Here is a 17,646-nt window from a genome sequence, read left to right on the forward strand (position 1 = left end):
TAAGGGGCCACCTCTCCGCCTGGCGACCCCTTTCACCTGCGCATCCGTCCTTCAGTCGGACATCACACGATTGCGGCCCGACTCCTTTGCCCGATACAGGGCGTGATCGGCCCGAGCGAGCAGTTCGTCAAGCGCGCTGTCGCCATCACTCAGACGGGTCAAGCCGATGCTGATCGTAATCGTGAGCGGTCCCGCCTGGGTCGGAACCGGCTCGCCGCCCACCGCGGCCCGGATCCGCTCGGCCAGCTCCATCGCCTCGCCGTCGTGGTCCGGCAGCACGATCGCGAATTCCTCGCCGCCGTACCGGCCGAGCACGTCGGAGTGCCGCAGGACGGCCCGGATCCGCCGCGCCACGGTGCGGATCACCTCGTCGCCCACACCATGGCCGTACGTGTCGTTGACGCTCTTGAACTTGTCGATGTCCAGCATCGCGGCCGCGAGCGGGCGCCCGCCGCGGGTCGCGGCCCGCACCAGTGCCCCGGCCACCGCGTAGAAGTGCCGCCGGTTGTGCTGCCCGGTCAGCTCGTCGGTGGTGGCCAGTTCCTGCACCCGGCTGAACAGGCGCGCGTTGTCGTAAGCGGTCATCCCCTGCGAGGAGAGCGCCGCGGCCACCTGCCGGCTGGTGTCGTCCAGCGCGGCGCCGCCGAGCAGCGCCACGCCGGCCCGCCCGTCCCGGCCGTCCAGCGGCACGGCCAGCGCCACCGGCTCCCCGTCGAGCAGCCGCTCGCGCAGCCCGCCGGTGCCGGCCGGGTCCAGCAGGGCCGGCGCGGTGAGGCCGGCGAGCAGGGCGGTCTCCTCCGCGGTGAGGCGGCGCCCGGCGATCCCGGCCGGCTCCAGCACCTCGCCGTCCGGGTTGACCAGGCAGCCGGAGCCGGCGCCGAGGGTGGTCCGCAGGGTGCCGCCGAGCCGGCGCAGCAGCCGGTCCGGCTCCAGGATGCCGGTCAGCTCGGCCAGGCTGGCGCGCAGCATCTCGGCGAGCTCCTGCTGCTGTTGCGCGGCCTGCACGGCCAGGTGCAGCTGGGCCGCCCGGGCGGTCTCCAGGGAGATCGCGACGTGGCTGCTGACCGCGGTGAGCACCTCGATGTCGTCGTCGGTGAAGATGCCCCGAGCCAGCCGGCTGTCCAGGTAGACGACGCCGACCAGGCGTCCCTTGAACTGCACCGGGGCGGCCAGGACGCTGCGCAGGCCGTGCACCACGACGCTGCGTGAGCCGAGCGCGGCGCCCTGGTCGGTGCCGGTGACCACGACCGCCTCGCCGGACTCGGCGACCCGGCGGACCAGGGTGGCGCCGAACTCGATGGCGCCGGCCAGATCGCCGGCGGCGTCCCGGCCGGCGAAGCGGACCGGCTCGCCCGCCTCGTCGAGCAGGAAGAACAGCGCCCGCTCGGCGCCCAGGATGCGCAGCATCTCGTCGAGCGCGACCCGGGCCAGCTGCTGCGGGTCGAGGACGGTGGCGGCGGCCGTGCTGATCTGCTGCAGCGCCTCCAGCCGGCGGTTGCGGCCGGCGCCGGCGCCGCGGCGTTCGGTGACCGTACGCCTGTGGGTGATGGCCTCCTCGTCCACGCCGAACTCGGTGCGGGTCTGCCGCCGCCGCGGCTCCCAGCCGTAGCAGGCGGACAGCGTGAGCGCGGCCCGGGCCTGCCGGTCGGCCTCGTGGATCTGCCCGAGAGCGCGGAACGCGCGGGCCCGGATGCGGTGCAGCTCGTACTGGGCCATCGGCGCGTCCAGGTCGCGGGCCCGCTTCTCGGCCTCGTCGGCCAGCTTGACGCTGCGCTCGTGGTCGCCGGTGAGCTGGCAGAGCGAGGCCTGGCAGAGCGCGTGGGACAGCTTGATCAACGGCGAGCCGCCGGCCCGGCCCAGCTCGCGGATCGCCTGGACGGCCTCGGCCAGCCGGGCGGGCCGGTCCTCGCCGCTGCTGTAGCGCAGCCGGATCAGCCGGGCGTGCGCCTGGAACGTGAAGATCCACTTGTGCTGGACCATCAGATCCCGGTGGCGCAGCCCGAGCTCACGGAACTCGGTCATCACCGCCTCGAACGGCTCGCCCACCTCGCCCTGTTCGAGCAGCACGCAGGCCTGCGCGGTGAGGTTGTGGGCGCGCTGCACGCGGGTGCCGGCGCCGGGCGGGAACGCCTCGCGCAGCCGCTGCAGGGCGGTCGCGGCCTCGCCGAACCGGCCCTGGTAGGCGGGGATCATCGCGCCCAGCATGCCGAGCGAGGTGCCGTAGGTCAGGGCCGGATCGGCGACACCGCGCAGGCCGCGCTGGTACTCGCGCTCGGCCTCCGCGGGGTAGCCGCGCAACAGCTGCCGCAGACCCTGGGAGGCGTGGCCGGGCAACAGTTGGGCCGGCTCGTACCAGCGGGCGTTCCTGGTGATCGCCTTTTCCCAGGCGGTGCCGTCGTCGTAGCCGCCGAGCAGCATCGAGCAGCCGCGGATCCACTCGACGTAGGCCAGCAGCGCGGGATCGCCGAGCCCGGTGGCGACCTCGGTGGCGCGGCGCAGGCAGCGTTCGCCGGCGCCGCGCAGCCCGACCATCGAGGTGACGTAGCCGGCCAGGGCGTACACCCGGGCGTACTCCGGGCTGGGGCCGAGGCGGTTCACCGCGTACATCGCCCGCAGCGCGAGGATGCCCGCCTCCTTCAGGCGCAGGCCGATGGCCGCGGCGAAGCCGCCGGCGTCCAGCACGGCGGTCAGCACGGCGAGCGCTTCCCGCCGCCGGCCTGCGGCCGTTCCGAACCCGATGCCGGTACGGCGTACCACCCCACCGGCGAACGCCGACGCCAGTGTCGAGCCGACCAGGCCCGGCCCGTTGCCGGGCAGCGGGCGGCCCAGCTCGGCGAGCGCGTCCCGGACCGCGGCGAGCGCCCGGGTGTCGTCCCAGGTGGTGTGGCTCAGCTCGATCCGGGTGAGGTACATCCCGGCGCGCCGCAGCGGGTCCGGCTCGACGGCCAGCGCCCGTTCCAGGGTCTGGCCGGCCTCGGTGAGCCGGCCCGCCCGCAGATTCGCCTGGGCCAGCCGGTGCAGCAGCGCGGGCGCCGGCGCCGGGTCGCCCTCGATGGCCTCGCCCAGGTAGCGGATCGCGTCGGCCGGGGCCTGGTCGGCGAGCGCCCGCAGGCCCGCGGTGGCAGCGGCCCGGCGGCGGTCGGCCTCCGGGGCGGCGTTGCCGGCGCCGTGGTAGTAGCGCGCCACCGTGTACGCGTACGCATCGTCCCGCAGCTGCGGCGGCAGCGCCTCGGCGGCCGCGGCCAGCCTCGCGTGGCACCGGCACAGTTCGTCCGGCGTGAGCCGCAGCAGCAGGCTCTCGCGCAGTTGCGGGTGGACGAAGGCGTACCAGCCGCCCGGCCGCACCTCCAGCACGTGCCGGTCCAGGCCGGTGGCGAGCGCCTCCAGGGTCTCCGCGTCGTCGGCGCCGGGCAGGCCCTCCGGCCGGAACCGGATCCCGGCCACCGCGGCGACGGTGAGCCGGTCCAGCACCGGCAGGGACAGCGCGTTGAGCCGCGCGGCGAGCAGGTCGCGCACGCCGGACGCGGCGGGCAGCGCGTCGGCGCCCGCGGTGTCCAGCCGCCAGGTGCCCCACATCGGCCCGAGCAGGCCGGCGTCGAGCAGCCGCATCAGGTAGCTGACCACGGCCAGCGGGGTCCCGTCGGTGCGCACCGCGACGTGCCGGGCCAGCTCGGCCGGCACCTCGGCGCCGGGCAGCCGGGACGCGACGACCTCGGCCACCACCGCCGGCGGCAGCGGAGTGCAGGTCAGCTCCAGCGTGCCGGGAACACCCAGGTCCACGCCGTCGCCGGTGTCGGTGAGCAGCACGAGCAGCGGCAGGCCGGGCAGCTCCGGGGCGAGCGCGGAGAGCAGCCGCCGGGTGGCGGTGTCCAGCAGATGCGCGTCGTCGATCACCACGATCATGCCGTCGGCGCGGCGGGCCAGCTCACCGAGGAAGGCGGCGCCGGCCGCGAAGACGTGCTCGTCGCCGGCCGCCGCCGGGCCGGGGTCCTCCAGCAGCCCGCCGAGGTCGCCGAAGAGCGTGTGCACCTGGGCGGCGCCGGCGGCCGCGACGGCCGCGACGATGTGCTGCTCGGCGTGGGCGCGGGCCGGTTCGGGCAGCTTCTGGATCCGGGCTGTCGAGGCCCGCACGGCCTCCCGGAACACGGCGAGCGGGGCCGGCTCGTCCGGGCGGCAGGTGCCCCAGAGCACCGGGCAGCCGGCCGCGGCGGCCAGCCCGGCGGCGTGGTCGGCCAGCCGGGTGCGCCCGGAGCCGGGACCGCCGTGGACGAGCACGACGCCGCCCAGCCCGGCCCGGGCCCGCTCCCAGCGGCGGGCCAGGCGGTCCGCCTCGGCGTCCCGGCCGCACATCTGCCACTTGCCGGCCGCCGGGGCCTGCGCGGCCTCCCCGCCCGGGGCGTGTCGCAGGGCGTCGAGCAGGGTGGCGGCGTCCGGGTAGCGGTCGTCGGGGTCCTTGGCGAGCAGCCGGTGCACCACGCCGGCGAGCACCGGGTCGATCTCCGGGCGGCTCTCGCGCACATCCGGCACCGGCGCGGCCAGGTGCATCCGCAGCAGCTCGCCGACGTCGCCGGCCTCGAACGGCAGACGCCCGGTGAGGCACTCGAAGAGCACCACCCCGAGCGAGTAGAGGTCGGATCGCCCGTCCACCGGCCGGCGCAGCATCCCGGACTGCTCCGGCGAGGTGTAGAGGAACGTGCCGACCGCCTGGTTCTCGCCGGCGTCCCGGCCGAGCTGGGCCAGACCGAAGTCGATCAGCTTGGCCGTGCCGCCCGCGGCGATCATGATGTTGTCCGGCTTGATGTCCCGGTGCACCAGGCCCACCCGGTGCGCGGCGGCCAGGCCCTGGGCCAGCTGCGCGGCCAGGACCACCGTGCGCTCGGGCGTCAGCACGCCGTAGACCAGCAGGTCGGCGAGAGTGCCGCCGGAGAGGCGCTCGAGCACCAGACCGGGTACGCCGTCCACGTCGCCGACCGCGTGCACGCCCACCACGCCGGGGTCGTCGATGCAGGCCAGCAGGGCGGCCTCCCGCTGGAAGGCGGTCCGGATCCCGGGCAGCTCGCCGGCGTCGGTCAGCGGGCGCTTCAGCGCATAGTCGCCGCCTTCGTGCCGGACGTGGTGCACCATGGTGAAAGCGCCACGGCCCAGTTCCTCGACGACTTCGAGGCCGGTCAGCTCAGCGGTGTGCGGCCTGCTGGCGGGGCGCGTCTGGGGGGTATCCGTCACCGAAAGCACTCATTCCGTAGCGGTCTGCACTTCTGCTGTTCGGCCGCCGGCGCCGGAACCTGAACTTTCCTCTCTGTTTCCCCGCCCCGCCCCGGCGGTGACTCCCCCCGGGCCGGACCGGCGGCGTTGCGCCGCGCCGCCCGGCTGACACCGACGACTCGTCCCCGGGCAAGCCCGAAACGTCCCGCCTCCCGCCCGACTTGTGCCGGCGCCCTCTTCCGAGTTGGTCCGGGGGCGTTCCGCTGCGCCGTCCCGGGGTCCGGCCGGAACGTGTATGACGTGCTCAAACGCTTGCTCGCAGTGCTGCTGCTGTCGTCTCCGGCCGGCTGGGCGGCGCCGGCCGCCTCGGCCACCCCGCCGGGGCACATCATCCGCCCCGGCGACACGCTTTCCGGCATCGCGGACCGCTATCACGTCACGGTCGGCGAACTGCGGCGCTGGAACAACCTCGCGGCGAAGGCCACGCTGAGGCCCGACGGCGCCGTGCGCTTGTCCGCTTCTTATCAGGTACGCCCGCGGTGGAGCACCCGCGTCGAACCGGTCACCGCGGCGGAGGTCAACGGCGACCCGGCCAAGCGCTGCCCGGTTCCCGCCTCCGAACTGCGCCGGGTCTGGGTCAGGTACATGGACTTCGACGGCATCGTCCACGACGGCAACCTGATCGTGCACGAGTCGATAGCGCCGGCCACGCAGCGCGCGTTCGCCCTGCTCTACGAGTGGCGTTTCCCCATCGCGGTGATGCAGCCCGCCTCGGTGAACCTGCCCGGCTCGACCGACCGCTCGATCGTCACCAGCGGTTACGAGTGCCGCACCGTCGCCGGCACCACGAAGTGGTCCCAGCACGCCTACGGCCTGGCCATCGACGTCAACCCGCGCCAGAACCCGATGATCCGCGGCGACTACCTGGATCCCCCGCACAGCGAGCCGTGGATCCCCCGCGGCCCGTACCGCACCGGCATGATCCACGAAGCGGGCGCCGCGGCGGCGTTCACCGCGAACGGCTTCGCCTGGGGCGGCCGCTGGCACTCCCTCAAGGACTACATGCACTTCAGCCCCACCAACCTCTGACCCCTGCCCCGAACCCGCGAGACACCCATGAGTGCCGGCCGCCGGGCGCCAGCCGGCGGTCAGAAGCCCCTCAGCCCTTGCGAGGGACTCCACTGCCGGCCGAGCGGTTTTGGCCGGCGGTCAGCGGTGCGTTGGCTGTCTTGCGAGGTGGGGCCGCGCGTCCCGGGGAATGCGCCTGTCGCGGAAAGGCTGCAGCTAAAGTGGAGAAATGCAGATTATTCGGTATAAAACGGTCAAAGCGGTTTTAGGAATTCCTCTCGCTTTCGCGGTGTCCGCGAGTGTGGGTACGGCGGCGCTTACCACCGACCTGGCCCTGACCCATCCAGCAGCCGCGGCGGGCACCGGGACCCCGGCGGTAACGACCGCGCCGGACGGACCGGATCGTCTGAAGGCGGCCCTGCTCACCCTCCGTGACCTGCCGAAGGGGTACGTGGCGGTGCCGGGCGACATGATGTCGTTCAGCGGCGCGGGCACCGGCGGCGGCAACTGCGCCAAGGTTGCCGGCGACCGGCCGCCGGCCGGGGACCGGCCCGAGGTCCCGGACCGCCCGGTGGCGCCCGGTTCGCCGGCCGGACCCGGGCTGCCGGTGCGCCCGAGCCCGCGGACCGCCGCGGTCCCGCCGGTCCTGGCGGCCATGATGACCCTGGCCCCGGGCGCCGCCGAGTCCGCGCCGCCGAACCCGGCGACCTCGGCTCCGGGGGGCGCCACGACGACAACGGATGCCCGGGCGGACCTGCCGGTGGGGCCGTCGGCCCGGCCCGGCCTCAGCCCGCGGCCCAGCGACTCGCCACGGACCGGCAGCCCGGCCCCCGGCGGCAACGACGGCGGCAAGGACCCGACCGTGCAGGCCGCCTTCATGAAGGGCGAGACCGGGCCGGTCCTGCTCGAGGCGATCAACCCGGCCGGCGACCGCGCCGCCCGGAAGATCGTCGCCGCGGTGGCCGACTCGCCGCGGCGCTGCCCCACCTACGACGAGGGACGGCCCGGCACGGCGGACTACCTGCACATGGCGATGTTCCCGCTGCGCGTGCCGAAGCTCGGCGAGGAATCGGCCGGTGTGCGCTTCGAGGTGGAGCTGAACCACCCGCCGATCACCGTGCGCGGCAAGGCCGTCGCGGTGGCGGTGCGCGGGGTGGCCGTCACGGTGCTGCTCGCGCACGTCGAGGAGCCGAGTCAGCACGAGCTCGAGACGATCGCGCGTACCGCCGTACAGAAAATCAATCGGAAGCGATAAGCGGACCGGGACCCCGGGCGGCGGACCTCGTCAGAGGGACGCCGCCAATGTCCGCAGAGCCTCCTTGGCGCCGGCGGTCAGCGGCTCGCCGTGGCCCGGCAGGATCGCCCGGACGTCCAGCGTGGCCAGCTTCTTCACCGACTGCTTCGCCGCGGCCAGGTCTGACGTGTACTGCGGGTCGGAGCCCTCCAGCCCGTTCTGGGTGCGCAGCGCGTCGCCGGCCACCAGCGTCCCGGTCGCCGGCTCGAAGATCGAGATGTGCCCCGGCGTGTGCCCCGGCGTCGCGACGATCCGCAGGCCGAACACCTCGGCGCCGTCGCCGAGCGTCTTGATCTCCTGGTCCGAGACGATGTTGGCGCCGTCGTTGACGCTCGCGTAGATCGACGCCTTGAGCCGCGGCGCCATCTCCGCCAGGCCGCCGATGTGGTCGTCGTGGTAGTGGGTGAGGATCACGTGCCTGACCGCGGCCAAGCCGCTGCCGGCCGCCTTCAGCGCGTCCTCGATGGCGCTGGCCGAGCCCGGCGTGCCGGTGTCGACGACCGCCGCCTCGCTACCGCGGAGCAGCGCATATGCCGAGACGTAGCTGCGGTTGACCCGGTGCCAGCCGGCCGGCAGCGCGGTCGGCGCGGGCGCCGGGGACGTCGGCGGCGCAGGGGACGACGCCGGGGACGACGAACAGGCGGTCAGCGTGTCGACCACGGCCAGGCCCAGCACTCCGGCCCCGGCGGTGACGAACAGACGGCGGCTGGTCATCTCTCATGCCTACCGCACCGGAGGGGACCACGGGAACCCGGCGGATGCGCCTGATGTCGACGTACATAGTCGCGATACCTACCGATACGGGGCTGCCACCGTTGTCCGAATCCCTGCTGGCCGTCGCCGCCCTCGCGCTGCGGCTTCGGCCCGCGTGAGTGGCGGCTCTGGCACTGCGGGCTCGGGGGCGCGCCCACGGGTGAGCCGACCGCAGGTGGGCCGCCCGGAAGCGAGCCGCCCGGAAGCGGACAGCCAGCGAGCGGGCGGCCCGGAACCGGGCGGCCACGCGTTCGCGTGATTGACTCGTGTCAAACGGCGCTGGTAGCACGGAAGCGTGACCTTTCTGTGGTCCTACACCGAGGCCTTGGCCGCCGGGGACGAGGGCTGGTGGCGGGCGGCGACCCGGCACGCGGCCGATCTGCTCGAAGCGGATCACTGGTGGTTGGACCCGCCCGGTCTGGTGCCGGTGCAGCATCTGCTGGTGGAGACGACGGCGCTGCTGTCGTACGCGCTGGCCCGCAGCACCGGCGGGGACCCGGACACGGTGACCGGGGCGCAACTGGCGGCGTGGGCGGCGGCGCGGCCGCTGCCGATGCTGGACGAGACGGTTCCGGACACCGTGGAGAGTTCCATCTCGCTGCTGCACTGGAGCCGGATCTTCGAGCAGCAGCGGTTGCGCCAGCAGAACGACCTCGCGCGGCTGTTGCTCGCGGCCGGCCACCAGTTGCCCGGCGGTGGCGACCCGGTGGCGGATCTGTGGGCGGACCTGGTGGACCGGGAGAACCCGGGGCGCCGGTACGGTCCCGGCTCGCGCCTGCCCGGGCCGGCGCTGACGCTCGGGCTGGGCGCGGTGTTGCGGCAGTTCGACCGTGCCTGACCGCACGGCACGGCGACGAGCCGCCACCGGGGCCGAAAGCAGGCCGTTGAGGCGGCCGCGATGCCGGGAGTGGCCGTTGTGGCACGTCAGCAAGGACGAGGACACCGCTGAGGCATACCGCAAAGCCGGTGGGCAGGTCGTTGCGGCACGATCGCGGAACCCGGGGACGGCCTTCGGCTCAGGGCACGGCGGCAGGGCGCGGAAGGCCGGCCCAGGCGCGCAGCAGATGACCGCCGATCGAGTCGGGCGGGCCGGACGACGCGCGGGCGGCCACCTCGGCCCGGGTGAACCAGCGGGCCTCCTGCAGTTCCGCCCCGTCCACCGCGATGGTGTCGTCCACCGCCCGCGCGCGGAACCCGATCATCAGGCCGGCCGGGAAGGGCCACCCCTGGGAGGCCTGATAGGACACTTCGCCCACCCGCACACCCGCCTCCTCGAGAACCTCACGGCGCACCGTGCCCTCCAGGCTCTCGCCGATCTCGACGAAGCCGGCGATCAACGCGAACCGGTCCGGGGCGGCGCCGTGGTGCCGGGCCAGCAGGCAGCGGGGTTCCGGGCCGGGCGCCTCGACCAGGACGATCACCGCGGGTTCGATGCGCGGGAACAACTGGCGCCCGCAGTGCCGGCCGGTGCAGCGGCGGACGTGGCCGGCGTGCTCGCTGACCGCCGGGCAGCCGCACGAGCCGCAGAACCGGGTGGCGCGGTTCCAGTGCAGCAGACCACGGGCGTACGCCAGGGTGGCCGCCTCGGCGTGTGGCAGGGTCGCGGCCAGCGACCGCAGGTCGGCGGTCGCGTCCGCACCGGCCACGCGCAGCGCGTCGGCCTCCTCGTAGTCGCTGAGGTCGACCGCGAAGACCGGGGTCGCGCCGGGCGCCGTGGTCCGCGGGGTGAGGCCGAGAAGGGTGATCTGATGGTCGGCAGCCGGCGAGAGCCCGTTCGCGAGCGTGCCGGACGCGACGACCGGCTGGCCGGAGGTGGTCAGGCAGCGGTCCCGCCAGAGCGGGATCACCCGAGCGTCCGGGCGGGCCGCCTGGGCGGCCACCCAGGCGGGATCCTGGCGCAGGCTCGGGGCACGGTCGTAAGGGGTCTCGGTGTAGAACAGCCCGTCGAATGCCACTCCGGTTGCCTATCACAAGATCGTACGATCAGCGGCTCGCACCGGCGCAGCACGCCGCCCGCGTCAGTCTCTTGTGGAACCCCTGGGCGCCGCCGGGTGACGACGCCCAGGGATCCGGGCCGAAGCACGTCAGAAGTTGATCATGTGGCCCGCGAGGCCGTGGACCGCCTCCTTGACCGCCTCGCCGAGGGTCGGGTGGGCGTGCACGTTGCGGGCCACCTCGGTGACCGTCAGGTCCCACTGCTGGGCCAGGGTCAGCTCGGGCAGCAGCTCGGTCACGTCCGGCCCGATCAGGTGCGCGCCGAGCAGCTCGCCGTACTTCGCGTCGCTGAGGATCTTCACGAAGCCGGTGGCGTCGCCGAGGCCGTGCGCCTTGCCGTTCGCGGTGAACGGGAACTTCGCCACCTTGACGTCGAAACCCTGCTCCCGGGCCTGTGCCTCGGTCCACCCGAAGCTGGCGACCTGCGGCTGGCAGTAGGTGGCGCGCGGGATCATCCGGTAGTCCAGCGTCATCGTCTCGGCGCCGGCGATCGTCTCGGCCGCCACGACGCCCATCGCCTCGGCGGCGTGCGCCAGCATCAGCTTGGCGGTGACGTCACCGATCGCGTAGATGCCCTCGACGTTCGTACGGCAGCGGTCGTCGATCTCGATCGCCCCGCGGCCGGTCAGCCGCACGCCGGTGCGCTCCAGCCCGTACCCCTCGACGTTGGGCTGGAAGCCGATCGCCTGGAGCACCTTGTCGGCCTCGAGAACCTCCGTCGCGCCGTTGCGGGAGACCGTGACACGGACCGATTCCGGCCCCTCCTCGATGCCCTCCACCTTGGTGCCGACGCGGACGTCGACGCCGAGTTTGCGGTACTGCCGGAGCAGTTCCTTGGACACCTCCTCGTCCTCCAGCGGCAGCATCCGGTCGAGGAACTCCACGATGGTCACCTCGACGCCGTAGTTGCGCAGCACGTACGCGAACTCGACGCCGATCGCGCCGGCCCCGACGATGACGATGCTGCCGGGCAGCCGCGAGTCGAGGATCTGCTCCTCGTAGGTGACCACCCGGCTGGTCACGCTGGTGCCGGGGATCAGCCGGGTGCTCGCCCCGGTCGCCACGATGCAGTGGTCGAAGGTGATCGTGCGGTCGCCGACCCGGATCGTGTGCGCGTCGGTGAAGGAGCCACGCCCCTGGACCTCGGTGATCCCGTTCTTCTTCATCAGATAGTGCACGCCCTTGACCCGACCGTCGGCCACGGTGCGGCTGCGCCGGTGGGCCACCGCGAAGTCGAAGGTGACCTTGCCGTCGATGCCGAAGGTCTGCGCCTGGTGGTGGAAGATGTGCGCCAGCTCCGCGTTGCGCAGCAACGCCTTCGAGGGAATACAGCCCACGTTGAGGCAGACCCCGCCCCAGTACTTGTCCTCGACGATCGCCGTGGAGAGCCCGAGCTGAGCGCCGCGGATGGCGGCGACGTATCCACCGGGCCCGGCGCCCAGCACGACGAGATCGAAATGTTCGCCCATGAACTGACAGTACTGACCATCCCGGGCACCCGATATCCTTTCCGGCGAGGGGAGCACCTCCGACCGGGACGTGGTGGGCGTCACGGGCGTGTGATCATGCCCCCGCGCGTTCGCCGTTGCGCCAGGACGGTGAGGGAGACCTCGGACGTTGACGCATGTCCGAGGAGACTCCGTGTCGTCGATCGCCTCGCCCACCCCGTGGGCCGTCACCATCGCGGTGATCGCCGGCGTGCTGGTCGCGGTGACCGTGACCAGCCTGATCGCCAACCGGCGGGACGCCGCGGTCCCGGGCGGCGAGCCGGACCGCGAGCGCCTCAGAAGTTGAGGATCAGACCCTTCAGCAGGATGTTCAGGACGAACGCGGCGACGACACAGCCGGTGGCCACCCCGATCGCGATCCGGGCGTTGCGCTCGTGGCGGCGCTTGGCGAAGGCTGCCAGGACCAGGCCGACGATCGCGATCATCGGCGAGGTGAGCAGGACGCCGAAGCCGGACAGGACGAAGGCCAGGACGGTGAGAACGGTGCTGTCCGACGCGGGCTGCGGATATCCGGGGTACGCCGCATACGGCTGCTGACCGGGGTGGGGCTGCCCCGGATACGGCTGCCCCGGATACGGCTGACCGGGGTACGGCTGCCCCGGGTACGGCCCCGGGTAGGACTGCCCTGGATAAGGCTGACCGGGATAGGACTGTCCCGGGTAAGGATGGTCCGGGTAGGGCTGACCGGCGGGCGGTGGGCCGTAGGGCGCGGGCGGGCTCTGCGGCGCGGCCTGCTGCGCCGGCGCGTAGGGCGGGGGCGCCGGCGTGAACGGCTCGGCGCCGGCCGGCGGCGCGGAGGACGGCATGGCGCCGGAACCGTCCGCGGCGATCGGCGCAGGCGCGAACGGGTCGCCGGTGGTCGGGCCGGTGTAGGGATCGACAGGCACCGAATACGGCGACGCGGGCACGTCCGGCGCCGGCGCGGACAGCGGACCGGGGAAGGCGCTGGTGGCCGGCGCCAGGTCGACCGCGCGGCCGCAGCCCGGGCAGTTGCCGACGGTCGGCGCCGCCGGCGAGCCGCAGTGCGTACAGATCATGTGTTCTCTCCCGTGTTCCCCGTCAGGTACGGGAAAGTGCGTGGCCGGTGGTCAGCGGCTGGTCAGCCTAGCGCGCACCGGCCACCTCGTCGTACAGGTCCTCCAGCCGCCGGGTCTGCTCCAGCAGATCGAAGTGCTTGGTGACGTGCTCACGGGCCCGTGCCCCGAGCCGCCGCTGCAGATCCTCGTCGGCGAGCAGGCGGGTCAGCGACGCGGCCAGGGCGGCCGGGTCGGCCTCCGGGCTGAGCAGGCCGGTCTCCCCCTCCACGACCGCCTCCGGGATGCCGCTGTGCCGGGTGGCGACCACCGGCAGGCCGAGCGCGGCCGCCTCCAGGATCGTGGTGGGCAGGCCCTCGGTGTCGCCGTCCGGCGCGGTCTTCGACGGGCAGGCCAGCACCCGGGACTCCAGCAGGTGGCGGCGCACCTGTCCGGGCGTCTGGCTGCCGGTGAAGGTGGCGTCCACCCGCAGCTCCCCGGCCCGGGCGCGCATCCGGTCCAGCAGCTCGCCGTCGCCGACGATCAGCGCACGCGGCCGCGACGGGACCGCCGCCAGCGCGGTGAGCAGGTCGTCGATGCCCTTCTTGGCGACGAACCGGCCGACGAACACCACGTCCCACTTCTTCGGCAGCGTCTCGACGGACTCCGGCACGGTGATGCCGGTGTAGTGCACCCGCACCTTGGCCGGGTCGGCGCCCCAGCGGACCGCCTGGCCACGGATCACCTCGGAGACCGCGATCACCAGCGCCGCCCGCCGGAACACGGACTGCAGATTGCGGCGGTAGCGCACGCCCTTGGCCCCCGGGCTGGACGGCTGGCGGGTCACGTCGTGCCCGTGCACCGTGACGGCCAGGGGCACCCCGAGCTGGCGGGCGGAGTGGCTGACCAGCCAGCCGTCGCCGCCGAAGTGGGCGTGGACCAGCTCCGGGCGTACCCCCGCAATCGTCTTCTGCAGTTGGGGTGAAGCGCCGGTCAGGCGCAGCCGCAGGAAGCCCTTGCCGTCCGGGAAGGCGATCACGTCGTCGGGGCGGGACAGCACCGAGTCCAAGCGGGTGGCGCCGACGTAGGTGGGCGACCAGCGGGTCAACGCGTCGCCCTGATTGCGGATGAACGTCTCGGAACCGGGCAGCATCGCGCTGCGCCAGATCGCGACCCGGCGGTCACTCGGCATGCGGGGTGCCCTGCCGCTCGGTGTCCTTGTCCTTGTTGCCCCGGCCGACCACCAGGTCGCGCAGGTGGTGGCGGACGCTCGGCGGGAGGGCCCAGATCTGCATGTGGGTAAGGTAGTCGACCGCGCCCGGGCGGCCGTGCTCGCGCGCCTCGTTGAGCAGCTCACGGAAGAGCTTGGCGTCGCGGGTCGGCGCGGCCATCGAGCTGAGCACGCTGAGCGTGAACGCCGCGTAGGCGCGCGGGGTGAACAGGTGGCGGCTGTTGCGCAGCCACTCCAGCTGCTCCTGCCACGGGTTCTCCAGGCTGATCCGCTCGCGGTTCTCGTCCTGGTGCCAGAGCACCAGCGGCTCCTCCGCGTAGATCAGGGCGGTGCCCGGCTCGCACAGCGCCCGCAGGGTCCAGTCCAGCTCCTGCTGGCGGCGCAGGCCGACGGTGAACGGCACCTTCCGCCACAGCTCGGTGGGCGCCATGATGCAGGAGGTCTGGACGAAGCCGTCGCCGTAGAACAGGCCGCGGCGGACCACCAGGTACTCACTGATCGGCTCGCCGGGCTCGGGCAGCCGGCGCGGCATGACGTTGTCGGCGCGCGGGGTCCGGCTGATCATCCGGCAGGCCACGATCGGCCACTCCACCTCGGCCGCCTCGGCCAGTTCCAGCTGCCGGGCGACCTTCTCCGGCAGCCACTCGTCGTCGTCGTCGAGCATCGCGGTCCAGCGGCCCAGGGCCGCCCGGGCGCCGGTGTTCCGGGCGTTCGGGGCCTTGCCCCGCTCGGGCAGCGGAATTACCTTGAGGCGGGGGTCGCCGATCTCCGCGAGTGCCCGCTCGGTGGCCTCGTCGGGACCGTCGATCACGACGATCACCTCGAGGTTCCGGTGCGTCTGCCCGAGGGCGCTGCGCACCGCGCGGACGGCCAGCTCCGGACGGTTACACGTCGGGATGACGACACTGACATCCGGCTGTGGGGACATGGCAACTCGCTTATCGGCGTCGGAACGGTCGCCTGGACCGTAGGGCTACCCAGCGGCGTGAAGATTAACGGAGGGCATCGGGCTGTGGAGCAACCGGGAAGCACGACTCGGCGTCGAGACTGCCGGGGCGGCTACGTTTACCTTACGTTTACCTTACGTTCAGCAAAAATCTATGTTTGACAGGCAATCTTTCGGCCTGCGGCGCCCGTCTGAATGGGTGGAACGACAGTCCTAGATTTCTGAGGGCGAGACGACCGCCCGAGACCGAGGAGACCCCCCTTGCGTACGACCAGCAAGCGCAGACGCCGCACGCCCCGCTGGGCCTTCTGGACCGTGGTCTTCGGTTCCGTGCTGCTGGTGGGCGGCGGGGGCGGGGCGATCGGCCTGAAGGCGACGCTGGCCGCGGCCACCGGCTCGATCGACAAGAAGTCACTGATCCCGGTGGACGGGGGCAAGGAGGAGAGGAAGAACGTCGACCTCGACGGCGCCAAGAACCTCCTGCTCGTCGGCATCGACCAGCGGCCCGACCAGACCAACGGCGAGCCGCTGCGGTCCGACTCGATCATCCTGCTGCACATCAACAAGGACCACAGCAGCGGCTACATGATCTCGCTGCCCCGGGACAGCTACGTCAACATCCCGGCGTACGACAACGGGGTGCAGAGGTGGGGCGGTGGCAAGACGAAGATCAACGCCGCGTTCGCGTTCGGCACCCGTGGACTGACCGGGGACAAGGCGCTCCAGCACGGCTTCGAGCTGCTCGCCCTGACGGTCAAGGACCTCACCGGCATCACCCCGGACGCCGGAGCGATCATCGACTTCCAGGGCTTCCGTGACGTGGTCAACGTGCTCGGCAGGGTCTGCATGTACGTGGACACCACCACCAAGTCGATCCACCTCGGCAAGGACAGGCAGGGCAACACGGCCAAGCCGTTCAAAATCAACAAGGACGGCACGATCAACCACGCGATCGCCGGGGTCACGCCGAACACGTACACCAAGGGCGATCACTGCTTCAACCCGGCGCAGGCGCTCGACTTCGTCCGCCAGCGCGACCTGCTCGAGGACAACTCGCTGGACTACGGCCGGCAGCGGCACCAGCAGCAGTTCTTCAAGGCGATCATCAGCCAGGCGATGAAGGACGGCCTCGACTCGCCGACCAAGCTGCCGAAGATCCTGAACGCGTTCGGCAAGTCGATGACCGTCGACGACGGCGGGGTCGACCTGGCCGACTGGGCGCTGTCGATGCGCAGCCTCAAGCCGGACAAGCTGATCACCATCAAGACCAACGCGGGCAAGCTGAACTCCGAGAACGTGCCCGGCGTGGGTAGCGTCGAGCTGCTCAGCGAGGACAGCATGGCGCTGCTGAAGACCATCAAGAAGGACAACCTGGACACCTTCCTGTTGAGTCACCCGAACTTCATCGCCAACAGCTGACCCGGGTTTCGGCGCCCCGCGGACCTTCCGGTTCGCGGGGCGTTCGTCTTTCCCGGGTTCTCCTCCGTGGCCGGCGTGCCGGGCCCTTCGCACGGCCCTGCGTACCGGCGGGTCCACCTGTCTTGCCCGGCCCCGCGTGCCGGGCCGGGACACCTCGCGCGGATAGGGTCGGCGGGTGCGGAGCAAGCAGCGGCTCACCGAGGACATCCGGCGCGACCGGCGGGCGGCGCTCGTCGTCAACACCCGGTCACGGCGCGGGCGCCAGCTCTACGAGAATGCCCGGCGGCGGTTGCTGCGGGCCGGGTTCGAGCTGCTCGGGACGTATGCGATGGAACGCTCCGGCGACCTGGAGCCGCTGCTCGCCGACGCCCTGGGCAAGGGGCCGGACCTGCTGATCGCGGGCGGCGGCGACGGGACGATCAGCACCGCCGGACGGATGCTCGCGCACCGTGACGTCGCCCTCGGACTCCTCCCGCTCGGGACGACGAACAACTTCGCCCGCACCGTGCGCATCGAACCGGACCTGGACACCGCGATCACCACGCTGGTCGGCGGCAAGGTGATCGACGTGGATCTGGGGCTGGCCGGGGATCTGCCGTTCACCAACCACGTCGGGATCGGCCTCTCCGCCGCGGTCATGATCAGCGCCCCGCCGGGCCTGAAACGCCTGGTGGGGCGGCTCGCCTACCCGATCACCGCACTGGGGCTGCTCACCCGGCACCGCCCGCTGCGCGCCACCATCCGGGCCGAGGGGCGGGACCTGCGATTCCACACCCATCAGGTGTACGTGGCGAACGGCGGTTTCCACGCCGGCCGCCCGATCACCGCGGACGCCCACGCCGACGACCGGCTGCTGGTGGCGTACCCGGTGGGCGGGCCGGCGCGGCGGGACCTGCTCCGCGAGACGGCTCGCAACGCGGCTACCGGGCATCGCCGTACCCTGCACGAACGCCCTTTTCTCGCGGTCCGCGAGCTCTGGCTGGAGACCGATCGGCCGGCGCCGGTCGAGGTGGACGGGGAGCCGCGCGGCACCACGCCGATGCGCATCGCCGTCGACCCGAACGCCCTGCGGATCATGGCCCCCGCCGACAGCCCGGACCATTGACAACCAGCCGCAACCGCGACCGGCGCCGGCCACCCGGCTGGCGCCCAGGGGCGCCTCGAGGCACTTGAGACACCCCGGATGACCAGCTGGACCTGGATGGGTGCGGCGATGG

At 72.9% G+C, this 17,646-nt stretch carries 13 protein-coding genes; 6 read left to right on the top strand and 7 right to left on the bottom strand.

The window, feature by feature from the left end:
* Positions 1 to 51: 51 nt before the first annotated feature.
* On the bottom strand, positions 52 to 5,223 hold the full coding sequence (locus tag Asi03nite_RS08995; protein ID WP_203678096.1) for a diguanylate cyclase: 5,172 nt from the start codon (positions 5,221 to 5,223) through the stop codon (positions 52 to 54).
* A gap of 279 nt (positions 5,224 to 5,502) precedes the next feature.
* On the opposite strand from Asi03nite_RS08995, the gene Asi03nite_RS09000 reads away from it, so the two are divergent.
* Entirely contained in the window at positions 5,503 to 6,291 is a 789-nt protein-coding gene (locus tag Asi03nite_RS09000; RefSeq protein ID WP_239102556.1) for a M15 family metallopeptidase, read from the top strand.
* 268 nt (positions 6,292 to 6,559) lie between these two features.
* Entirely contained in the window at positions 6,560 to 7,525 is a 966-nt protein-coding gene (locus Asi03nite_RS09005) for a hypothetical protein (protein ID WP_203678098.1), read from the top strand.
* A 30-nt stretch (positions 7,526 to 7,555) separates the two neighbouring features.
* Here the strand turns inward: Asi03nite_RS09005 and Asi03nite_RS09010 are convergent, their stop codons facing one another.
* Positions 7,556 to 8,278: an MBL fold metallo-hydrolase gene (locus Asi03nite_RS09010; RefSeq protein ID WP_203678099.1), complete on the bottom strand. Its 723-nt coding sequence runs from the start codon at positions 8,276 to 8,278 to the stop codon at positions 7,556 to 7,558.
* 334 nt (positions 8,279 to 8,612) lie between these two features.
* Between Asi03nite_RS09010 and Asi03nite_RS09015 the strand changes: the two genes are divergently transcribed.
* On the top strand, positions 8,613 to 9,155 hold the full coding sequence (locus Asi03nite_RS09015; RefSeq protein WP_203678100.1) for a hypothetical protein: 543 nt from the start codon (positions 8,613 to 8,615) through the stop codon (positions 9,153 to 9,155).
* A gap of 178 nt (positions 9,156 to 9,333) precedes the next feature.
* On the opposite strand, the gene nudC is transcribed toward Asi03nite_RS09015, so the two are convergent.
* Positions 9,334 to 10,272 (bottom strand): NAD(+) diphosphatase, encoded by a 939-nt coding sequence (nudC, locus tag Asi03nite_RS09020; RefSeq protein ID WP_203678101.1) that lies wholly within the window; start codon positions 10,270 to 10,272, stop codon positions 9,334 to 9,336.
* Between the two features lie 129 nt (positions 10,273 to 10,401).
* Positions 10,402 to 11,781, bottom strand: a complete 1,380-nt coding sequence (lpdA, locus tag Asi03nite_RS09025; RefSeq protein WP_203678102.1) for a dihydrolipoyl dehydrogenase — start codon at positions 11,779 to 11,781, stop codon at positions 10,402 to 10,404.
* Positions 11,782 to 11,953: 172 nt separating this feature from the next.
* Between lpdA and Asi03nite_RS09030 the strand changes: the two genes are divergently transcribed.
* The gene (locus tag Asi03nite_RS09030) at positions 11,954 to 12,106 is read left to right on the top strand and encodes a hypothetical protein (RefSeq protein ID WP_203678103.1); all 153 of its coding nucleotides are present in this window, start codon (positions 11,954 to 11,956) and stop codon (positions 12,104 to 12,106) included.
* Here Asi03nite_RS09030 and Asi03nite_RS09035 read toward each other — a convergent pair.
* From Asi03nite_RS09035 to Asi03nite_RS09045, 3 genes are all read right to left on the bottom strand, one after another.
* Entirely contained in the window at positions 12,096 to 12,857 is a 762-nt protein-coding gene (locus Asi03nite_RS09035; RefSeq protein WP_203678104.1) for a hypothetical protein, read from the bottom strand. The two genes, Asi03nite_RS09030 and Asi03nite_RS09035, sit on opposite strands and share 11 nt — an antisense overlap.
* 67 nt (positions 12,858 to 12,924) lie before the next feature.
* Positions 12,925 to 14,025 carry a glycosyltransferase gene (locus tag Asi03nite_RS09040; protein WP_203678105.1) on the bottom strand — a complete coding sequence of 367 codons (1,101 nt, stop codon included), beginning with the start codon at positions 14,023 to 14,025 and terminating at the stop codon, positions 12,925 to 12,927.
* The gene (locus Asi03nite_RS09045) at positions 14,015 to 14,992 is read right to left on the bottom strand and encodes a glycosyltransferase family 2 protein (protein WP_203678106.1); all 978 of its coding nucleotides are present in this window, start codon (positions 14,990 to 14,992) and stop codon (positions 14,015 to 14,017) included. The genes Asi03nite_RS09040 and Asi03nite_RS09045 overlap by 11 nt, the downstream gene beginning before the upstream one ends.
* Before the next feature lie 279 nt (positions 14,993 to 15,271).
* Here Asi03nite_RS09045 and Asi03nite_RS09050 point away from each other — a divergent pair, with 279 nt between their 5' ends.
* Together Asi03nite_RS09050 and Asi03nite_RS09055 are read left to right on the top strand one after the other, a co-directional pair.
* Positions 15,272 to 16,429, top strand: coding sequence for an LCP family protein (locus Asi03nite_RS09050; protein WP_203678107.1), 1,158 nt, complete (start codon positions 15,272 to 15,274; stop codon positions 16,427 to 16,429).
* A gap of 175 nt (positions 16,430 to 16,604) precedes the next feature.
* Positions 16,605 to 17,534: a diacylglycerol/lipid kinase family protein gene (locus Asi03nite_RS09055; protein ID WP_203678108.1), complete on the top strand. Its 930-nt coding sequence runs from the start codon at positions 16,605 to 16,607 to the stop codon at positions 17,532 to 17,534.
* The last annotated feature ends 112 nt before the right edge of the window (positions 17,535 to 17,646 follow it).

The organism is Actinoplanes siamensis (assembly GCF_016862395.1).
GTDB lineage: Bacteria > Actinomycetota > Actinomycetes > Mycobacteriales > Micromonosporaceae > Actinoplanes > Actinoplanes siamensis.

Excerpts from the sequence above, each read along its gene's own strand:
- Asi03nite_RS09010 (WP_203678099.1), bottom strand. The coding sequence starts at position 8,278 with ATGACCAGCCGCCGTCTGTTCGTCACCGCCGGGGCCGGAGTGCTGGGC.
- lpdA (WP_203678102.1), bottom strand. The coding sequence starts at position 11,781 with ATGGGCGAACATTTCGATCTCGTCGTGCTGGGCGCCGGGCCCGGTGGA.
- Asi03nite_RS09035 (WP_203678104.1), bottom strand. The coding sequence starts at position 12,857 with ATGATCTGTACGCACTGCGGCTCGCCGGCGGCGCCGACCGTCGGCAAC.
- Asi03nite_RS09040 (WP_203678105.1), bottom strand. The coding sequence starts at position 14,025 with ATGCCGAGTGACCGCCGGGTCGCGATCTGGCGCAGCGCGATGCTGCCC.
- Asi03nite_RS09045 (WP_203678106.1), bottom strand. The coding sequence starts at position 14,992 with ATGTCCCCACAGCCGGATGTCAGTGTCGTCATCCCGACGTGTAACCGT.